Raw genomic sequence first — 16,248 nt, 5'->3', positions numbered from 1 at the left:
ATTGAGTCCGAACCTGTTTACTTCGCAGAAATCTCGGCGTAGCCTCCCGCTGAAACCACACGTTCGGGCACGAGGCGGAGGCGAACAGACATGTACGCACCGGAGCGGCAGCAGGAGATCCTCCGGCTCGCCCGTGACGGCGGCCGAGTGGATGTCGTGTCGCTGGCCGAGGAGTTCCAGGTGACGGCGGAGACGATCCGCCGGGATCTGAAGGCCCTCGACCGCGCCGGACTGGTCCGCCGGGTGCACGGCGGCGCCATCCCGGTCGGGCGGCTCGACTTCGAACCGGACCTCGCCGAGCGCGAGACGACGGCCGCCGACGAGAAGGACCGCATCGCCAAGGCTGCCCTCGCGGAACTGCCGAGCGAGGGCACGATGATCCTCGACGCCGGTACGACGGTGGCCAAGATGGCCGCGGCCCTTCCGCTGGAGTCCGCCCTCACCGTCGTCACGCACAGCCTGCCCATCGCGGCCCGCCTCGCCGACCACCCCGGCATCCAGCTCCACCTCATCGGGGGGCGCGTCCGGCACCGTACGCGCGCCGCCGTGGACGCCTGGGCGCTGCGCGCGTACGGCGAGATCCGGGCCGACGTGCTGTTCGTGGCCGCCAACGGCTTCTCCGCCGAACACGGCCTGACCACCCCCGACCTCGCCGAGGCCGCCGTGAAGCGCGCGGCCGTGGCCGCCGCCCGCCGCGTGGTGCTGCTCGCCGACTCCTCCAAGCACGGCCAGGAGCACTTCGCCCGCTTCGGCGACCTGAGCGATGTGGACCTGCTGATCACCGACAGCGGGCTGAGCCCCGAAGACGCCGTCGCGATCGAGCGCGGCGGCACGGAAGTAGTGCGCGCATGATCCTCACCGTCACCCCCAACCCGTCCCTGGACCGCACCTACGAGGTGCCGTCCCTCGACCGCGGCGAGGTCATCCGCGCCACCGGCGAGCGGATGGACCCGGGCGGCAAGGGCGTGAACGTCTCGCGCGCGGTCGCCGCGGCCGGTCAGCGCACGGTGGCGGTCCTGCCCCTGGGCGGCGCGCCGGGCGCGCTCGTCGCCGACCTGCTCGACACGCAGGGCATCGAGGTCGCGCCGGTTCCGGTCGCCGGGGCCACCCGCTCCAACATCGCCCTCGCCGAAGCCGACGGCGTCCTGACGAAGATCAACGCGCCGGGCCCGGAGCTGTCCGAGGCCGAGCGGGAACTGCTCCTGGAGACCGTACGGCAGCAGTCCCGCGACGCCTCCTGGATCGCCTGCTGCGGCAGCCTCCCGCGTGGCCTGGCCCCCTCCTGGTACGCCGATCTGGTCGCCCGCGCGCACGCCGCCGGTGCCCGGATCGCCCTGGACACCTCCGGGCCCGCGCTGCTCGCGGCCCTGCGCGAACGGCCCGACGTGGTCAAGCCCAACGCCGAGGAGCTCGCGGAGGCCGTCGGCCGCCCCCTCGCCACCGTCGGCGACGCCGTGAAGGCGGCCGAGGAACTGCGCGAGATGGGCGCCCGGGCCGTGCTCGCCAGCCTCGGCGCCGACGGCCAGCTGCTGGTCTCCGACGAGGGCGCCTGGTTCGGCAGCGCCCGCGTGGCCGCCGTACGCAGCAACGTGGGCGCCGGTGACTCCTCGCTCGCCGGTTTCCTGATCGCCGGGGGCAGCGGCCCCGACGCCCTCGCCTCCGCGGTCGCCCACGGCGCGGCGGCCGTCCAGTTGCCCGGCAGTGTCATGCCCGAGCCCGGCGACCTGGACCCGGCCGCGGTGACGGTCACGGCCCGGATCCCGGCGGACCGTGCGCTGAAGGAGCCGGCCTCATGACGTACGAGGAGCAGCGCGGACCGACCCGCGATCGGCGGCCTTCCCCGTTACGACCCGCCTCCACCCCCGTCACCCCCCACCGCACCCCCCGTCCCCTCCCCGCCCACCCGACTGACCGGGCGATACGCGTGCTAAGGAGCCCGCGATGAGCGACATGATCACCGCGGACCTGGTCGATCTCGACCTGTCCGCCGACACCAAGGAAGCGGCGGCGCGTGCCCTCGCCGAGCGCATGGTGGCCCTGGGCCGGGTGACCGACCTGGACGGCTTCCTCGCCGACGTGGCCGCCCGCGAGGCCCAGATGCCGACCGGCCTCGACGGCGGCATCGGCATCCCGCACTGCCGCAGCGAGCACGTCACGGAGCCGACGCTCGCCTTCGGGCGCAGCTCCGAGGGCATCGACTTCGGCGCGGCGGACGGCCCCGCCGACCTGATCTTCCTGATCGCCGCGCCGGCCGGCGCCGACGACGCCCATCTGACGATCCTGTCGTCGCTGGCCCGGCAGCTGATGAACACGGAGTTCACCGACGCCCTGCGCGCGGTGGGCGACGCGACGGCCGCGGCGGCGCTGATCCGCGGCGACGAGCCCGCCGAGCCCGCCGAGGCCGGCTCCGAAGACCCCGTGGCGTCGGCGGGAGCGGCCTCTCCCGCCGCCGCCACGGTCACCGACGACACCGACAGCGCAGCCGGCACCGCCGACGCGGCGGAGCGACCGTTCCGCATCGTCGCCGTCACCTCCTGCCCCACCGGCATCGCCCACACCTACATGGCGGCCGAGTCGCTGGAGAACGCCGGCCGTGAGGCGGGCGTCGAGGTCACCGTCGAGCCCCAGGGCTCGGCCGGCTTCACCCGGCTCGACCCGTCGGTCATCGCCGCGGCGGACGCCGTGATCTTCGCCCACGACGTGCCCGTACGGGAGAAGGAGCGGTTCGCCGGCAAGCCGACCGTCGACGTCGGTGTGAAGGCGGGCATCAACCGCCCCGCGGAACTCATCGCCGAGGTCCGCGAGAAGGCCGCCCGCGGCGAGGTCACCTCCGGGTCCGCCCCGTCCACTCCGGTGGAGCGCTCCGGCGACGCCGGCGAGGGCTACGGCACCAAGCTGCGCAAGTGGCTGATGTCCGGCGTCAGTTACATGGTGCCGTTCGTCGCGGCGGGCGGTCTGCTGATCGCCCTCGGCTTCGCGATCGGCGGCTACAAGGTCGACAAGGCCCCGTCGGTGATGGACCACTTCATGTGGTTGCAGGCCGACAGCTGGGCTGCCTTGTTCTTCCAGATCGGCGGCGTGGCCTTCGGGTTCCTCGTCCCGGTCCTGGCCGGCTACATCGCCTACGGCATGGCCGACCGGCCCGGTATCGTCCCCGGGTTCGTCGGCGGCATGATCGCGTTCGACAACAACGCCGGCTTCCTCGGCGGTCTCGCGGCCGGTCTGATCGCCGGTGGCGTGGTGATGGCGATCCAGAAGGTGAACATCCCGGCGGCGCTGCGCGGCATCATGCCGGTGGTGGTGATCCCGCTGATCTCCTCGGCGATCGTCGGGTTCCTGATGTTCGTCGTCATCGGCAAGCCCATCGCCGAGGCCCAGAAGGGCATGACCGACTGGCTGAACGGCCTGTCCGGCAGCAACGCCATCCTCCTCGGCGCCCTCCTCGGCCTGATGATGTGCTTCGACCTCGGCGGACCCGTCAACAAGGTCGCCTACACCTTCGCCACCGCCGGTATCGCGGTGTCCAGCCCCAGCGACTCCGCGATGAAGATCATGGCGGCGGTCATGGCGGCCGGCATGGTGCCTCCGCTGGCGATGGCCCTGGCCACGACCGTGCGCGGCAAGCTCTTCACGCAGACCGAGCGCGAGAACGGCAAGGCCGCCTGGGTGCTCGGCGCCTCCTTCATCTCCGAGGGCGCGATCCCGTTCGCCGCGGCCGACCCGCTGCGCGTCATCCCGGCCTCGATGGCGGGCGGCGCGATCACCGGCGCCCTGTCGATGGCCTTCGGCGCCACCCTGCGGGCCCCGCACGGCGGCATCTTCGTGGTCCCGCTGATCGGCAACCCGCTGCTCTACCTGGTCGCCATCGCCGCGGGCGTCTGCGTCACCACCGCCCTGGTGGTCGTCCTGAAGGGCATGCGCAAGCCGGCCCCGGGCGCCGCCGCGGCCTCCGGCGAGACCGCGGCTCAGGCGGCGGAGGCGAAGCAGCCGGTGGCCGCGTGACGCCCAACGCCTGAGGGCCCTGGGTTCGCCCCTTTCGGGGTGTGTGAACCGTTCACGGCACCTGCGAGATAGATCACGAAAATCACGGCCCGGGACCGAAGTCCCGGGCCGTGGTGTCTACTGGGGCGCATGCCTGAGCACGTCTCCCGGTGGCCCGAGGGCCACTCCCTCCCCGCTCTCCCGCAACAGCGGCAGACAGGTCCCCGGTCGGAGTCCGCGGAACTGACCCCGGAGGAGAGAGACGCCTTCGCCGAGCTGGTACGCCGGCTGGGCCACAAGGACTGACGGACTAGGACAGCCGCGCCGCCCGCCGCTCCATCGCCTCGCGCGCCGCGTCCTCGCTGGCGTACACCTCGCACATGTGCCGCCCGTCCGGCGTCGCCGTGTGCTCCACCTCCCACAGGGAGACCTCCGCGCCGTCGCGCAGCAGGAACGCGTGCTCGTAGAGCGAGAAGCACAGCCCCGAGCGGCCCGCGCGGCACGGGCGGCCGAAGGCCTGGGTGATCTGGTGACCGGACGCCGTGGCCAGCAGGGCCGCCATGTCCGCGCCCGGCCGGTCCGCGTTCTCAGCTCGCCGCAGTAAACGCCGCGCGTGATCCGCCGAGTCGTCCTGGGCGTATGCGTGCCGGGGTGCGGGGACCGGGGACAGCTGCACCGTCACCGGCAGCTCGAAGTCGGGCGTGTCCGGCGGCAGCGGCAGGCGCGCGGTGGCGGCGCGCAGCTCCTCCTCGTCGACGTACACCTCGTGCTGCGGCTCGCTGCCGGGCGCCGTGTTGTGGACGAGCTCCCAGAGCGTGAGCGCCGAACCGTCGGCGAGCAGCCATGTGTGCCGGTACGTCTCCCGGTGCAGGCCCGCGCTGTGGTGCGCGGAGTGCAGCGAACCGTCGTGCGCCAGCGCGCAGTCCAGCCGCCTCATCGTCTCGTCCGGCAGCTCGAAGGAGTTCAGGGCACGGCCGAGGAGTCGCGCGAGGTGCTCCTCCGGAGACTCGGGCGAGTCGTGGGGTTCGTACGCTGCGGTCTCGTACGGAACGCTCAAGGTTTCTCCCGGCGTTGCTGCATGTCACCTTGTGGGTGCATACCGTAGCCCCTCGGTCGGACATCATGTCCGGGAACCGAGAAAACGTACGTCCAGGAAAACGCGCGGGCCGCGCGAAAAGTTCCCGCGCGGCCCGATCGGTCTGTCAAAAACCCCAGTTGGGGAGGTCGTTCATCCGCTTATGAGGCGCTGCCCGCGATCCACTGGCTCCACGCCATGTTCCAGCCGTTGAGCCCGTTGTCCGGCGCCACCGTCTTGTCGGGGGAGTTCTTCACGATCACCACGTCCCCGATGAGGGAGTTGTCGTAGAACCACTTGGCGGGCGTATTGCCCCCGGCGCCCTGGACGTCCGCCAGGCCGACGCAGCCGTGGCTCGTGCCCTGGCGGCCGAAGGGCGGATTGCCCTTGTTGTACCAGTAGTTGCCATGGATGAACGTGCCGGACGTCGTCAGGCGCATCGCGTGCGGCACATCTGGGATGTCGTACTCACCGCCGAGCCCGACCGTGCGGCTGTTCATCCGGGTCTGCACGAACTTCTCGGAGATCACCATCTGCCCGTTGTACGTGGTGTGCTGCGGGCTGCCCGCCGAGATCGGGATCGTCTTGAACGTCTTGCCGTCCCGCACGACCGTCATGGTCTGCGTGTTGACGTCGACCGTGGAGACCTGCGAGCGCCCGACGGTGAAGGTGACCGTCTTCTTCTGCACGCCGTAGACGCCGTTCGTGCCCTCGACCCCGTCCAGGTCGATCTTCATCGTGACCTTGGAACCGGCCTTCCAGTACTCCTCGGGCCGGAAGTCGAGCCGCTGCGAGCCGAACCAGTGCCCGACGACCTTCTGCCCGCTGCTGGACGTGACGGTGATGTGCGACTGCACGTCCTTGCGGTTCGTGATGGCCTTGTCGAAGTTGAACGACACCGGCATGCCCACACCGACCGTGGTGCCGTTGTCCGGCGTGTACGTCCCGATGAAGCTGTTCGCCGAGGTGACCGTCGTGAAGATGGAGTTCGCTGCCGCCGTACGGCCCTTCGTGTCCTTCGCGGTCGCCGATATCTGGTACTTCGTGCCGCGCTCCAGCTGCTCCTTCGGCTTCCAGGCCTTGCCGTCGGAGGAGATCGAGCCCGGTACGGCCTGACCACTGCCCGCCACCGTCATCTTCACGTCGGTCAGCTTCCCGTCGCTGACCTTCACGCCGGTCTTGTTGATGGAGGCGCCGGTCGAACCGTCCTTCGCCGAGATGGCGATCTTCGCGACGGAGGTCTTCGCCGAGTCGCCGCCACCCTTGGCGTCGTCCTTGGCGTTGGCGCTGCCACCGCAGGCGGTGAGCGTCAGCGCGCCGACCATCAGGGCGGCACATGCCCCCAGTTTGCGCCGCGCTGCAATGTCCGGCGTTGTCACGGGCTGCTCCCAGTTCGTGTGATGTGCGTGGTCCGCTCCAGTACGTGAGAGAAGAGGGGCCGGGCGGCCGGTCGGGTTCCGTCCGACCGCCATGAGCGACATCACCGTTACAGGCCCGGGACAATGTCCGGCGTCGCTGTGGAACCGCTGTGCGCTGCCCGTCCGCTCAGCGGTCCCCGTACAACTCCCCGTACGACGGCCACGCCCCGCCCGGACCGTCGACCGGCTGCGCGGCGCGCACGGCCCGCACGATCGCCCGGGTCACGACGTCCGCGCCCGCGGCGAGGACCTCGTTGAGGGCGAGCGGGTTCGCGGCGTCCAGGGCGCGGTCCCCGGTCGCCAGCGCGAATACCGTGTCCCCGTCGTTGAGGAGGTGCACCGGCCGCACTGCGCGGGCGATCCCGTCGTGTGCCGTACCGGCCAGCTTCTGCGCCTGCGCCTTCGACAGGCCGGCGTCCGTGGCGACCACCGCGAGCGTGGTGTTGAGCGGTGGAGGCGCGCTCCTCGCGGCCGTCTCGGCGAGGCGCCGCCGCGCGGCCTCGTGCACCTGTGCCGCCGGGTACTCCACCCGCCCCTGGAACAGCTCCCCGTACAGCACCCCCGTCTCCGGATCGAGCACCGACCCCGCCGCGTTGGCCACCACCAGCGCGGCCACCGTGATTCCCGAACCGAGCACGGTGCTCGCGCCGCCGACGCCGCCCTTCACCACCCCGACCACCGCCCCCGTGCCGGCGCCCACACACCCCTCGGGCACCGGCGCGCCCGGCTCGCTCGCCGCGGCCGCCTCGACCGCCGCACGGCCGGTGGCCGCGTCGGGCCGGGCCCGGAAGTCGCCGCCGCGCCCCAGATCGAAGACACAGGCTGCGGGCACCACCGGCACGATATGCGCCGGGTCCGCCCCGACGCGGATCCCGCGCCCCCGTCCCTCCAGCCAGGCCATCACCCCCGAAGCCGCGTCGAGCCCGTACGCGCTGCCGCCGGTCAGCACGATCGCCTCGACCTTCCGCACCACGTTGCGCGGGTCGAGCGCGTCCGTCTCCTTGGTGCCGGGACCACCGCCCCGCACGTCCACGGCGGCCACGGCCCCGCCCTCCGGGGCCAGCACCACCGTGGTGCCGGTGAGCCAGCCGTCGCCGGCGCGTGTCGCGTGCCCCACCCGCAGGCCGGAGACATCCGTCAGAGCGTCCACCAGAGCGTCAACTGTCATGCCGCCCAGTCTCGTCCAGACGCCGGCCCCCGCGGGCGCACCCAGCCGGTCGGCGCCGTCGGCCTGCCCGGCCCGCCCGCCTCCCGCGGACGCGGGCGGCCTCGTCGGCGTCACCCGGTCGGCGCCTCCTGCCCGTCGACCCGGGTGTCCCGGCCGGTCCTGCGCAGGGCCAGGGTCTCTCCCGCCACCACCGACAGCGCGCAGACCAGGCCTGCCGCGAGCACCGCCCAGTCGTCGAGGAACGTGCACCAGATCACCAGCAGCGCCGTCGTCGGCAGCACCAGCTGCTGGGCGATCCCCGCCTTGAAGTGGCGCGAGTGCAGGGCCCACAGAGTCAGCAGATACAGGGCCGTCGGCAGAGTCACGGCGGCCGACGCCGCCAGCGTGGCAATGTGCGCCTTGCCGACCGTCTGCTCCACCGCCACCTCCAGCCCGGCCCCGATCGCGGCCGCCGAGGCGAAGACGAGATAGTGGCCGTAACCCCACAGGAAGGCCTGCCGGTTGGACCGCAGATGGTCGTGGATGGGGACCACGAAGTAGACCCACCACGCGGCGAAGATGATCAGCAGCCCGCCCGCGGCGATGGGGAGGAGCTCGCCCAGGGCGTCGTTCTCGTCGACGCCCGACTTCACGGCGACCGTGGCCGCGGCGACCGTCTCGCCGAGCACGATGATGGTGAACAGCCCGTACCGCTCCGCGATGTGGCGCGGATGCCAGGACGTGGGACGGTCCTTCTCCGCCCACGGCGGCACACACATCTCCAGCAGCGCCATCACCAGGAACCACCAGGGCCTGGCCCCCTCGGGCAGGAACAGCAGCCCCAGCCAGCCGACCTGGCACGCCAGCAGACCACCGGCGTAGCGCAGAGCCGTCGTCCGCTCCGGGCCCTCGGTGGAGCGGGCCGCCCGCAGCCACTGGGCCGCCATGGCGAGCCGCATGATCAGATAGCCCAGCCAGACGACGAAGAACTCGTGCTCCCCGAACGCCCGGGACACTCCCGCCGCGAGGACCAGCACACCGGCCATCTGCACCAGCGTGACGACCCGGTAGAGCACGTCGTCGTTGTCGTACGCCGAGGCGAACCAGGTGAAGTTCATCCACGCCCACCACAGGGCGAAGAACACCATCGCGTAGTCGAGGATCCCCTCGCCCGGATGCCCCTCGGCGACGGAGTGCACCAGCTCGATGCCCGCCTGTGCCACCGCCACGACGAAGCACAGGTCGAAGAAGAGCTCCAGCGGCGAGGCCGCCCGGTGCGCCTCGTCGCGTCCACGGGCCCTGAGCCTGCGCACGGGCCGTTGGCCGCCGGGCGCACCGGAGGGGTCGGGCGAGGGAGTGGGGCTGGACGTCATGGTTCCCAGCACAACAGAAGGCGCGGGGAATTTCTCCGCGACTTTCTCCGCGACCGTACCCTGGACGCATGAGCACCGCCCCCGATCCCGAGCCGCGCGCGCCGAAGCCGGCGCTGGTCTTCGACGACCCGCTCGACCAGCAGTCCTCCGACGACACCGACCGCGGCTGGGGCGAGCGCTCCGACTCCGGGGGCGGCGCGGCCGACCTCAAGCGCTTCCTCGACGAGAAGCCGCCCCACCACCTCTGAGCCAGGAGGACGGCCGCCCGTAGCCCTACCGCCGGTCGTGCCCGGAGCCGCGCTGTGCGACCAGCGCGTCCCGGATCTCCTTCAGCACCTCCAGCTCGGTCACCTCGATGACCTCCTGCGCGCCCTCCTTCGCCTTGCGGCGGGCCTCCAGCCGGGCCAGGTACTTCGCCATGGGCAGGACCATCAGGAAGTAGACGACCGCCGCGGTGATCACGAAGCTCAGCGTGGTGCCGAGGACGGAACCCCACAGGATCCGGATGCCCTGCTCGCCCTCGCACGTCGAGCTCAGACACGAGCTGTAGTGGTCGAGGTTCTTGGTCCCGATGGCCCCGACGACGGGGTTGATGATCCCCTTCACCACGGCGTTGACGATGTTGGTGAAGGCGGCGCCGATCACCACCGCCACCGCCAGATCGACGACGTTCCCGCGCATCAGGAAGGCCTTGAAGCCCTCCCAGACGCTCGCATCCTTCTTCTCGCTCACCTCGGGGTCTCTCCTCGCACGGGCAGCTTGCGGAACAAAACGCTCCGCAACCTACGTCAACGTTGCGCCGAACGGAGCACCTGGGTCCCTCGAACGCGCGACTTATGGGGTTCCGGCCAGGAATCGTGAGGGGGCGGGATGGCGCGGGTGGGGGCGGCTGCGGGGGCCGGGCATGCCCGCTACACCTACCGGCTGCGTGTGACGTCCGCTGCCCGCACGGCCCTGGCGGCGGAGTGGGACCGCGTGGCTGTGTGAGGGGTCGTCGGTTGTCCAGCAGCAGGTCATCCGCGATTTCGGCCGCTCCCGCGCCAAGGCGCGCAAGGACGTCAAGGAGTGCCTGCCCGTGGCGCGCCGGGCGGGGATGCCCAGGTACAAGAGGAAGCGCGAGGCGCTGCCGACCCTGAACTACACCAAGCGCGGATTCCGGCTGAAGGACGGCCGGCTGCATCTGGCGGGCGGGATCGTGGTGAGGGTGGTGTGGTCGCGGGAACTCCCGGCTGAGCCGTCCTCGGTGCGCGTGTACCAGGACAGCCTCGGGCACTGGTACTGCTCCTTCGTCGTACTCGCCGAGGTGCAGCCGCTGCCTCGGACCGGTCGAGTACTCGGCGTCGACTGGGGTGTGAAGGAGACCGCGACCACCACATCCGACGCTCACGACCTGCCGCATCCTGAGCACGGCAGGAAGGCCCAGAAGAAGCTGACCCGGTACGACCGGATGATGGCCCGCCGCAAACCGAAGAATGGACAACCGGCATCCAAGGGTTACCGCGAGGCGAAGAACCTGCGGGCGAAGGCGTACAAGAAGGTCGCCAGGCAGCGTGAGGACACCGGCCGGAAGTGGGCCAAGAAGGTTGTCCGCGACCATGACGCCGTCGCTGTCGAGGACTTCCGTCCGAAGTTTCTCGCCAGGACGACCATGGCTCGCAAAGCTGCAGACGCCGCCATCGGCGCCACCAAGGCTGCCCTGGTCGAGATGGGCCGCAAGCACGGGCGGGACATCCGCCTGGTCCACCCTGCGCACACCACGATGGACTGCGCTCAGTGCGATGCGAGAGCCAAGCACGCGCTGCCGCTGGGTGAGCGCACCTATACCTGCACCGCCTGCGGAAGCGTGTCCCCGCGGGACAAGAACTCCGCACGCGTGATGCTCGTCCGGGCTGGTCTCAACCCGGCTGGTGCTGATGGCGGAAGACCTCCTGGAGCGCTGCTCCAGGAGGCAGCCTGAACCAGAAATCCCCTCCCTCAAGGGAGGAGAGGATTCAACACAGCGTCACCGCCAACTGCGCGGTGGCGCTCGCACCGGCCAGCCGGGCGGCAGTGGCACGCGGCACCGACAGCACGACGAGCGCCCCTGCGTCGCTCGCGCCCTCCAGCGGCTCCGGCACCTTCGTCACCCTGGCCCCGCGCGCGACCACCCGGGCATCGCCGCCCGACACCGTCTCCTCGGCGGCGATGACGTCGACCCGGTCGCCGGGCCGCAGCAGTCGCACGGTGGCCGCGTCGGCGATCCGGACCGGGGCCGTCACCGTCCCCACGGCACGACGCGTCCGTACGGCCTGCTCCCCGGAGCCCGGGGCCGCGTGCGCGGGAGGCTGGGCCCGGGGATGCCCGCGGGCCCCGTCGGATCCCCGCGGTCCCGCCGCGACCAGCGCGGTCGCGGTGACCGCGAGCCCCACGGCCAGGGCCCGCCGCCGGTGCCGCACGAGCCGGCCGGCCCGGCCGCCGCGTACCCGTACGGGGTCGAACCGCGGCACCTCACGCCTCGCCGGCACCTCCGGTCCGGGCGGGCACGGGGCGACGGACCAAGAGGGGGAGGAGGGCACGAACGAAGAGCGAGCGAGGGACATGGGGGACCACCACCTGTGACGAGCGACCGGCTTGCGCTCCCCACGATGAGGCTTCCCGCCACCGCCCGCTCAGGCCTGTGGACCCACCGCCGCCCTGTGGACAACTCCCTCACCCGAACGGCAAGTTCCGCCCCCCAGTCGGTAGCCCCCACCAGCCGCAGCCCCCACAGCCGCAGCCCCCCACAGTCCGCAGCCCGTCCCCTACGGCAACGCGAACCCCGGATCCATCCCACCCAGCGCACTCACACACAGACAGCCCCGCTCGTCCTCCCCCGGCAACCCCGCCACCGCGTCGAACAGCACGCCCCGCAGCCGGTCCACGTTCGCCGCGAACACCCGCAGCACCTCGTCGTGCGAGACGCCCTCCCCGGTCTCGGCGCCGGCGTCGAGGTCGGTGACCAGGGTCAGGGACGTGTAGCAGAGCTCCAGCTCACGGGCGAGCGCCGCCTCGGGATGGCCGGTCATGCCCACCACCGACCAGCCCTGCGCCTGGTGCCACAACGATTCGGCACGGGTCGAGAAGCGCGGCCCCTCGACGACGACCAGCGTGCCCCCGTCCACCGGCTCCCAGTCCCGGCCGCGCGCCGCCTTGAGGGCGACGGCCCGCCCGGCGGGGCAGTAGGGATCGGCCAGCGACACGTGCACCACGTTCGGCACCGTCCCGTCGGGCAGCGGCAGCCCGTCGAAGTACGTGTTCGCGCGCGACTTGGTCCGGTCGACCAGCTGGTCCGGCACCAGCAGCGTGCCCGGCCCGTACTCGGGACGCAGGCCGCCGACGGCGCAGGGGGCGAGCACCTGGCGTACGCCGACCGACCGCAGCGCCCACAGGTTGGCCCGGTAGTTGATCCGGTGCGGCGGCAGATGGTGGCCCCGTCCGTGCCGGGGCAGGAAAGCGACGCGCCGGCCGGCGACCTCGCCGAGGAAGAGGGAGTCGCTGGGCGGCCCGTACGGGGTGTCCACCTGGACCTCGGTCACGTCGTCGAGGAAGGAGTAGAACCCGGAGCCGCCGATGACGCCGATCCCGGCGTCCCCCTTGTTCGCCACGTTCGCCTTGTTCACCATGCCCGCACCCTAACCGCAGGCGGAAACGCCGAGGACCCCGTCGCCGAAAGGCGACAGGGTCCCGTAAGAAACAGGCCTTACGCGGCGGTGGTGCTGCTGCTGGCGGAGCTGCCGGTGCTCGACGACGAGCTCGAGCCGGAGCCGGAGCCGGAGCTGGAACCGGAGTCCGAGGAGGACGACGAGGAGCTCGACGACTTCGACGCCGGGGCGCTGCTCGACGAGGAGCCGCGGCTGTCGTTCCGGTAGAAGCCGGAGCCCTTGAAGACAATGCCGACCGCCGAGAACACCTTCTTCAGGCGGCCCTTGCAGCTGGGGCACTCGGTGAGGGCGTCGTCGGTGAACTTCTGCACCGCCTCGAGGCCCTCGCCGCACTCGGTGCACTGGTACTGGTAGGTGGGCACTGTCTTCCTCCTGGCACTCTCACTCGATGAGTGCTAACGACGATCCATCTTGACGTATTCCGGCCGTTCAGTCCACTGCCACCGGCACGCGGTGACCCACGCCACGTGCGACGGTGCGGCCGGGGGCGCGTCCCGCCAGCCGGGAACGCAGGGCCAGGAGGGTCACCAGGGCGAGCACGGTGCCGCCCATCGGCACCAGGAAACCGGCGCCGTCCCGGAAGCGGTCCTCCAGCTGTCCGGCGACCGTGACGGCCGCCGCCTGGCCGAGCGCCACCGCGCCGGTCAGCCAGGTGAAGGCCTCGGTGCGGGCACCGGCCGGGACCAGGCCTTCGACCAGGGTGTAGCCGGTGATCAGGGCGGGTGCGATGCACATGCCGACCAGCAGGCCGAGCCCGGCGAGGACCGGCACCGAGTGGGCGGCCCACAGGCCCGACGCTGTGAGCGCGAGTGCCGTGTAGCCGACGACGAGGCGCCGCTGCGGGGCCGCCTTCCAGGCGATCGCGCCGCAGACGACGCCGGAGAGCATGTTGCCCGCGGCGAAGACGCCGTAGAGGACGCCGTTGAGGCCCGGTTCGCCGATCGACTCGGTGAACGCGGCCAGCGAGACCTGCATACCGCCGAAGACGGACCCGATGCCCAGGAACGTCACGATCAGCACGCGCACCCCGGGGATCCGCAGCGCGGAAGCGTGCTCCACGCGCGCGTGGCCGCTGCCGCCTCCGACCGAGGGCTGGGTGCTCTTCTGCGCGGCGAACAGCAGACCGCCGATCAGGGTCAGCGACGCCTCCGTGACCAGGCCGGCGGCCGGGTCGACGGCCGTGCACAGGGCGGTGGCCAGCAGCGGGCCGACGACGAAGGTCAGTTCGTCCGTGACGGACTCGAAGGCCGCCGCGGTGGTCATGAGCGGCGAGTCCTTGAGCTTCACGCCCCAGCGGGCCCGCACCATCGGCCCGACCTGCGGCACCGAGGCGCCGGTCGGGACGGCCGCCGCGAACACCGCCCACAAGGGGGCGTCCATCAGTGCCAGCGCCGTCAGCGTCAGCCCGGACAGCGCGTGCAGCAGCACGCCGGGGATCAGCACGGCCCGCTGCCCGTGGCGGTCGGCGAGGCGGCCGGTGTAGGGAGCGAACAGCGCCATGGAGACACCGGTGACGGCTGCGGCGGCGCCCGCCGCACCGTAGGAGCCGGTGGTGTGCTGCACCAGCAGCACGATGGAGATGGTCAGCATCGCGAACGGCTGGCGTGCCGCGAAGCCGGGGAGCAGGAAGGTCCAGGCGCCGCGGGTGCGCAGCAGCCTGCCGTATCCCGGGCGGGCGGAAGCCGTCGAGTTCTTCGAGGTCATCGAGTTCTTCGACTTCTTCGAGGTGACCGTGGACGCCACGGCCCGTGCCTTTCTGCCGCCTGGTAGCGCGGGCCCGTGTGCGGGCGGCGCCGAGAGCTGTCCTCTTGCGCGGAACTGCGGTAGATGCCGGGGCCCGGTGAGGAGGGGCGACCCGACCGCCATACGGTCGCGCCAGCTCTGCGTCAGGCAGAGTTGGTTCGATCTGGGTAACGCCTTCATCGTACAGGGATCACGGGATGCGTGCCTGTGAAAGTGAGCACCATGGGCCCGTCCGCCCCGTAAATCCAAAAGGGCGCAAAACACCCTTCAGTGGCTCACGCCGTTCGTCCCCAACCAGCCGGCCAGCTTGCCGCCGCGCCCCACGGCCCGCAGCCGGCTCTCGGTCGCGTCCCGGACGGGATCCGTGGCGACGACGAGGAGCTCGTCGCCCCGCTGCAATATGGTCGTCGGCAGCGGAACGAAGGATTCGCCCCCGCGCACGATGAGCGTCACGGCGGCGCCGTGCGGCAGCCGCAGCTCGGCCACCTCCACGCCGTGCATCTTCGACCCGTCGGGGATCGCCACGGACAGCAGATGCCCGCGCAGCCGCTCCAGCGGAGCAGACTCGATGCCGAGGTCGGCGGCCTCCGAGCCGTCCCCGAGGCGCAGCTTGCGGCCCAGCCAGGGCAGCGTGGGGCCCTGGACCAGGGTGTAGACGACGACCAGCACGAAGACGATGTTGAAGATCCGGCGGCTGGCCTCGACGCCCTCCACCATCGGGATGGTCGCCAGGATGATGGGCACGGCTCCGCGCAGCCCCGCCCAGGACATCAGGGTCTGCTCCTGCCACGGCACCCGGAACGGCGACAGGCAGACCACCACGCTCAGCGGACGCGCCACCATCGTGAGCACCAGCCCGATGACGAGCGCGGGCACGATGTCGTCGCCCAGCTCGTGCGGGGTCACCAGCAGGCCGAGCAGGACGAACATCCCGATCTGGGCCATCCAGCCGAGACCGTCGGCGAAGCCGCGGGTGGCCGGCCAGTGCGGCAGCCGCGCGTTGCCCATCACCATCGCGGCGAGGTACACCGCGAGGAATCCGCTGCCGTGGGCCAGCGCGCCCGCCGCGTACGCCACCACGGCGATGGCCATGACGGCGATCGGATAGAGGCCGGAGGCCGGTAGCGCCACGTGCCGCAGCCCCCAGGAGCCGAGCCAGCCCACCGCGAGTCCGATGGCCGCGCCGATGGCCAGCTCCAGCAGGATCACGCCCAGCAGCACGTACCAGTGCTCGACCGGACCCGCCGTGGACAGCGAGACCACGAGGATGACCACCGGGGCGTCGTTGAAGCCGGACTCCGCCTCCAGCGTGCCCGTCACGCGCGCGGGGAGGGGGATTTTCCGCAGCACGGAGAACACGGCCGCCGCGTCCGTCGAGGAGACGACCGCCCCGATGATGAGCGCCTGCCGCCACTCCAGCCCGATCAGGTAGTGCGCGGCCGACGCCGTCACCCCGACGCTCACCGCGACACCGGCCAGCGCCAGTGCCGTGGCGGCCGGCAGGGCCGGCTTGATCTCCTTCCACTTCGTGCCCAGACCACCCTCGGCCAGGATCACGACCAGGGCCGCGTATCCGATGACCTGGGTCAGTTCTGCGTTGTCGAAGTGGATGTCGCCGATGCCGTCCTGGCCCATGGCGACGCCTATCCCCAGATAGACGAGCAGGCTGGGGAGCCCGCTGCGCGAGGAGATCCGTACCGCTGCGACGGCGACGAGCAGGACGAGCGAGCAGACGAGCAGGAGCTGGTTGAGGTGGTGAACAGTCAGCGGCCGAATCCTTCCCTGGCCCGCACGCACACGCGCGTGGGCTCACGTACATCGCACATGAAGC

At 71.7% G+C, this 16,248-nt stretch carries 15 protein-coding genes and 1 pseudogene; 6 read left to right on the top strand and 10 right to left on the bottom strand.

The window, feature by feature from the left end; genetic code table 11:
• Positions 1-90: 90 nt before the first annotated feature.
• From ACH4G3_RS29815 to ACH4G3_RS29800, 4 genes are all read left to right on the top strand, one after another.
• Positions 91-852, top strand: a complete 762-nt coding sequence (locus ACH4G3_RS29815; RefSeq protein WP_020272462.1) for a DeoR/GlpR family DNA-binding transcription regulator — start codon at positions 91-93, stop codon at positions 850-852.
• The gene (gene pfkB, locus ACH4G3_RS29810; RefSeq protein ID WP_397627414.1) at positions 849-1,796 is read left to right on the top strand and encodes a 1-phosphofructokinase; all 948 of its coding nucleotides are present in this window, start codon (positions 849-851) and stop codon (positions 1,794-1,796) included. Before ACH4G3_RS29815 ends, pfkB begins: the two co-directional genes overlap by 4 nt.
• Positions 1,797-1,941: 145 nt before the next feature.
• On the top strand, positions 1,942-4,002 hold the full coding sequence (locus ACH4G3_RS29805; RefSeq protein ID WP_397627413.1) for a PTS fructose transporter subunit IIABC: 2,061 nt from the start codon (positions 1,942-1,944) through the stop codon (positions 4,000-4,002).
• Positions 4,003-4,131: 129 nt separating this feature from the next.
• Positions 4,132-4,287 (top strand): hypothetical protein, encoded by a 156-nt coding sequence (locus tag ACH4G3_RS29800; RefSeq protein ID WP_397627412.1) that lies wholly within the window; start codon positions 4,132-4,134, stop codon positions 4,285-4,287.
• Between the two features lie 4 nt (positions 4,288-4,291).
• On the opposite strand, the gene ACH4G3_RS29795 is transcribed toward ACH4G3_RS29800, so the two are convergent.
• The 4 genes from ACH4G3_RS29795 to ACH4G3_RS29780 all read right to left on the bottom strand — a co-directional run bounded on the left by ACH4G3_RS29795 (position 4,292) and on the right by ACH4G3_RS29780 (position 8,994).
• Positions 4,292-5,038, bottom strand: coding sequence for a DUF6227 family protein (locus ACH4G3_RS29795; protein WP_397627411.1), 747 nt, complete (start codon positions 5,036-5,038; stop codon positions 4,292-4,294).
• Between the two features lie 179 nt (positions 5,039-5,217).
• Positions 5,218-6,435 carry a L,D-transpeptidase gene (locus tag ACH4G3_RS29790; protein ID WP_397627410.1) on the bottom strand — a complete coding sequence of 406 codons (1,218 nt, stop codon included), beginning with the start codon at positions 6,433-6,435 and terminating at the stop codon, positions 5,218-5,220.
• 166 nt (positions 6,436-6,601) lie between these two features.
• Entirely contained in the window at positions 6,602-7,642 is a 1,041-nt protein-coding gene (locus ACH4G3_RS29785; protein ID WP_397627409.1) for a P1 family peptidase, read from the bottom strand.
• A 110-nt stretch (positions 7,643-7,752) separates the two neighbouring features.
• Complete coding sequence (locus ACH4G3_RS29780; RefSeq protein ID WP_397627408.1) at positions 7,753-8,994, bottom strand: low temperature requirement protein A; 1,242 nt, start codon at positions 8,992-8,994, stop codon at positions 7,753-7,755.
• A gap of 68 nt (positions 8,995-9,062) precedes the next feature.
• Here ACH4G3_RS29780 and ACH4G3_RS29775 point away from each other — a divergent pair, with 68 nt between their 5' ends.
• Positions 9,063-9,242 (top strand): hypothetical protein, encoded by a 180-nt coding sequence (locus ACH4G3_RS29775; protein WP_020276496.1) that lies wholly within the window; start codon positions 9,063-9,065, stop codon positions 9,240-9,242.
• Between the two features lie 25 nt (positions 9,243-9,267).
• Here ACH4G3_RS29775 and mscL read toward each other — a convergent pair whose 3' ends face one another.
• The gene (gene mscL / locus ACH4G3_RS29770) at positions 9,268-9,726 is read right to left on the bottom strand and encodes a large conductance mechanosensitive channel protein MscL (RefSeq protein WP_397627406.1); all 459 of its coding nucleotides are present in this window, start codon (positions 9,724-9,726) and stop codon (positions 9,268-9,270) included.
• Positions 9,727-9,864: 138 nt separating this feature from the next.
• Between mscL and ACH4G3_RS29765 the strand changes: the two are divergent.
• Positions 9,865-10,951, top strand: a pseudogene (locus tag ACH4G3_RS29765) (RNA-guided endonuclease InsQ/TnpB family protein).
• Positions 10,952-10,985: 34 nt separating this feature from the next.
• Here ACH4G3_RS29765 and ACH4G3_RS29760 read toward each other — a convergent pair.
• From ACH4G3_RS29760 to ACH4G3_RS29740, 5 genes are all read right to left on the bottom strand, one after another.
• Positions 10,986-11,573 carry a CpaB family protein gene (locus ACH4G3_RS29760; RefSeq protein WP_397627405.1) on the bottom strand — a complete coding sequence of 196 codons (588 nt, stop codon included), beginning with the start codon at positions 11,571-11,573 and terminating at the stop codon, positions 10,986-10,988.
• A 201-nt stretch (positions 11,574-11,774) separates the two neighbouring features.
• Positions 11,775-12,635, bottom strand: a complete 861-nt coding sequence (locus tag ACH4G3_RS29755) for an S-methyl-5'-thioadenosine phosphorylase (protein ID WP_397627403.1) — start codon at positions 12,633-12,635, stop codon at positions 11,775-11,777.
• A 77-nt stretch (positions 12,636-12,712) separates the two neighbouring features.
• Complete coding sequence (locus ACH4G3_RS29750; RefSeq protein ID WP_397627402.1) at positions 12,713-13,036, bottom strand: FmdB family zinc ribbon protein; 324 nt, start codon at positions 13,034-13,036, stop codon at positions 12,713-12,715.
• A gap of 67 nt (positions 13,037-13,103) precedes the next feature.
• Positions 13,104-14,417, bottom strand: a complete 1,314-nt coding sequence (locus tag ACH4G3_RS29745; RefSeq protein ID WP_397627401.1) for an MFS transporter — start codon at positions 14,415-14,417, stop codon at positions 13,104-13,106.
• 267 nt (positions 14,418-14,684) lie between these two features.
• Positions 14,685-16,214 carry a potassium/proton antiporter gene (locus tag ACH4G3_RS29740; protein WP_397627400.1) on the bottom strand — a complete coding sequence of 510 codons (1,530 nt, stop codon included), beginning with the start codon at positions 16,212-16,214 and terminating at the stop codon, positions 14,685-14,687.
• Positions 16,215-16,248: the final 34 nt, after the last annotated feature.

The organism is Streptomyces afghaniensis (genome assembly GCF_044327915.1).
Lineage (GTDB): Bacteria > Actinomycetota > Actinomycetes > Streptomycetales > Streptomycetaceae > Streptomyces > Streptomyces afghaniensis.
Note: the sequence above shows the minus strand (reverse complement) of the source record. Positions and strands in the feature narration are given on the sequence as shown.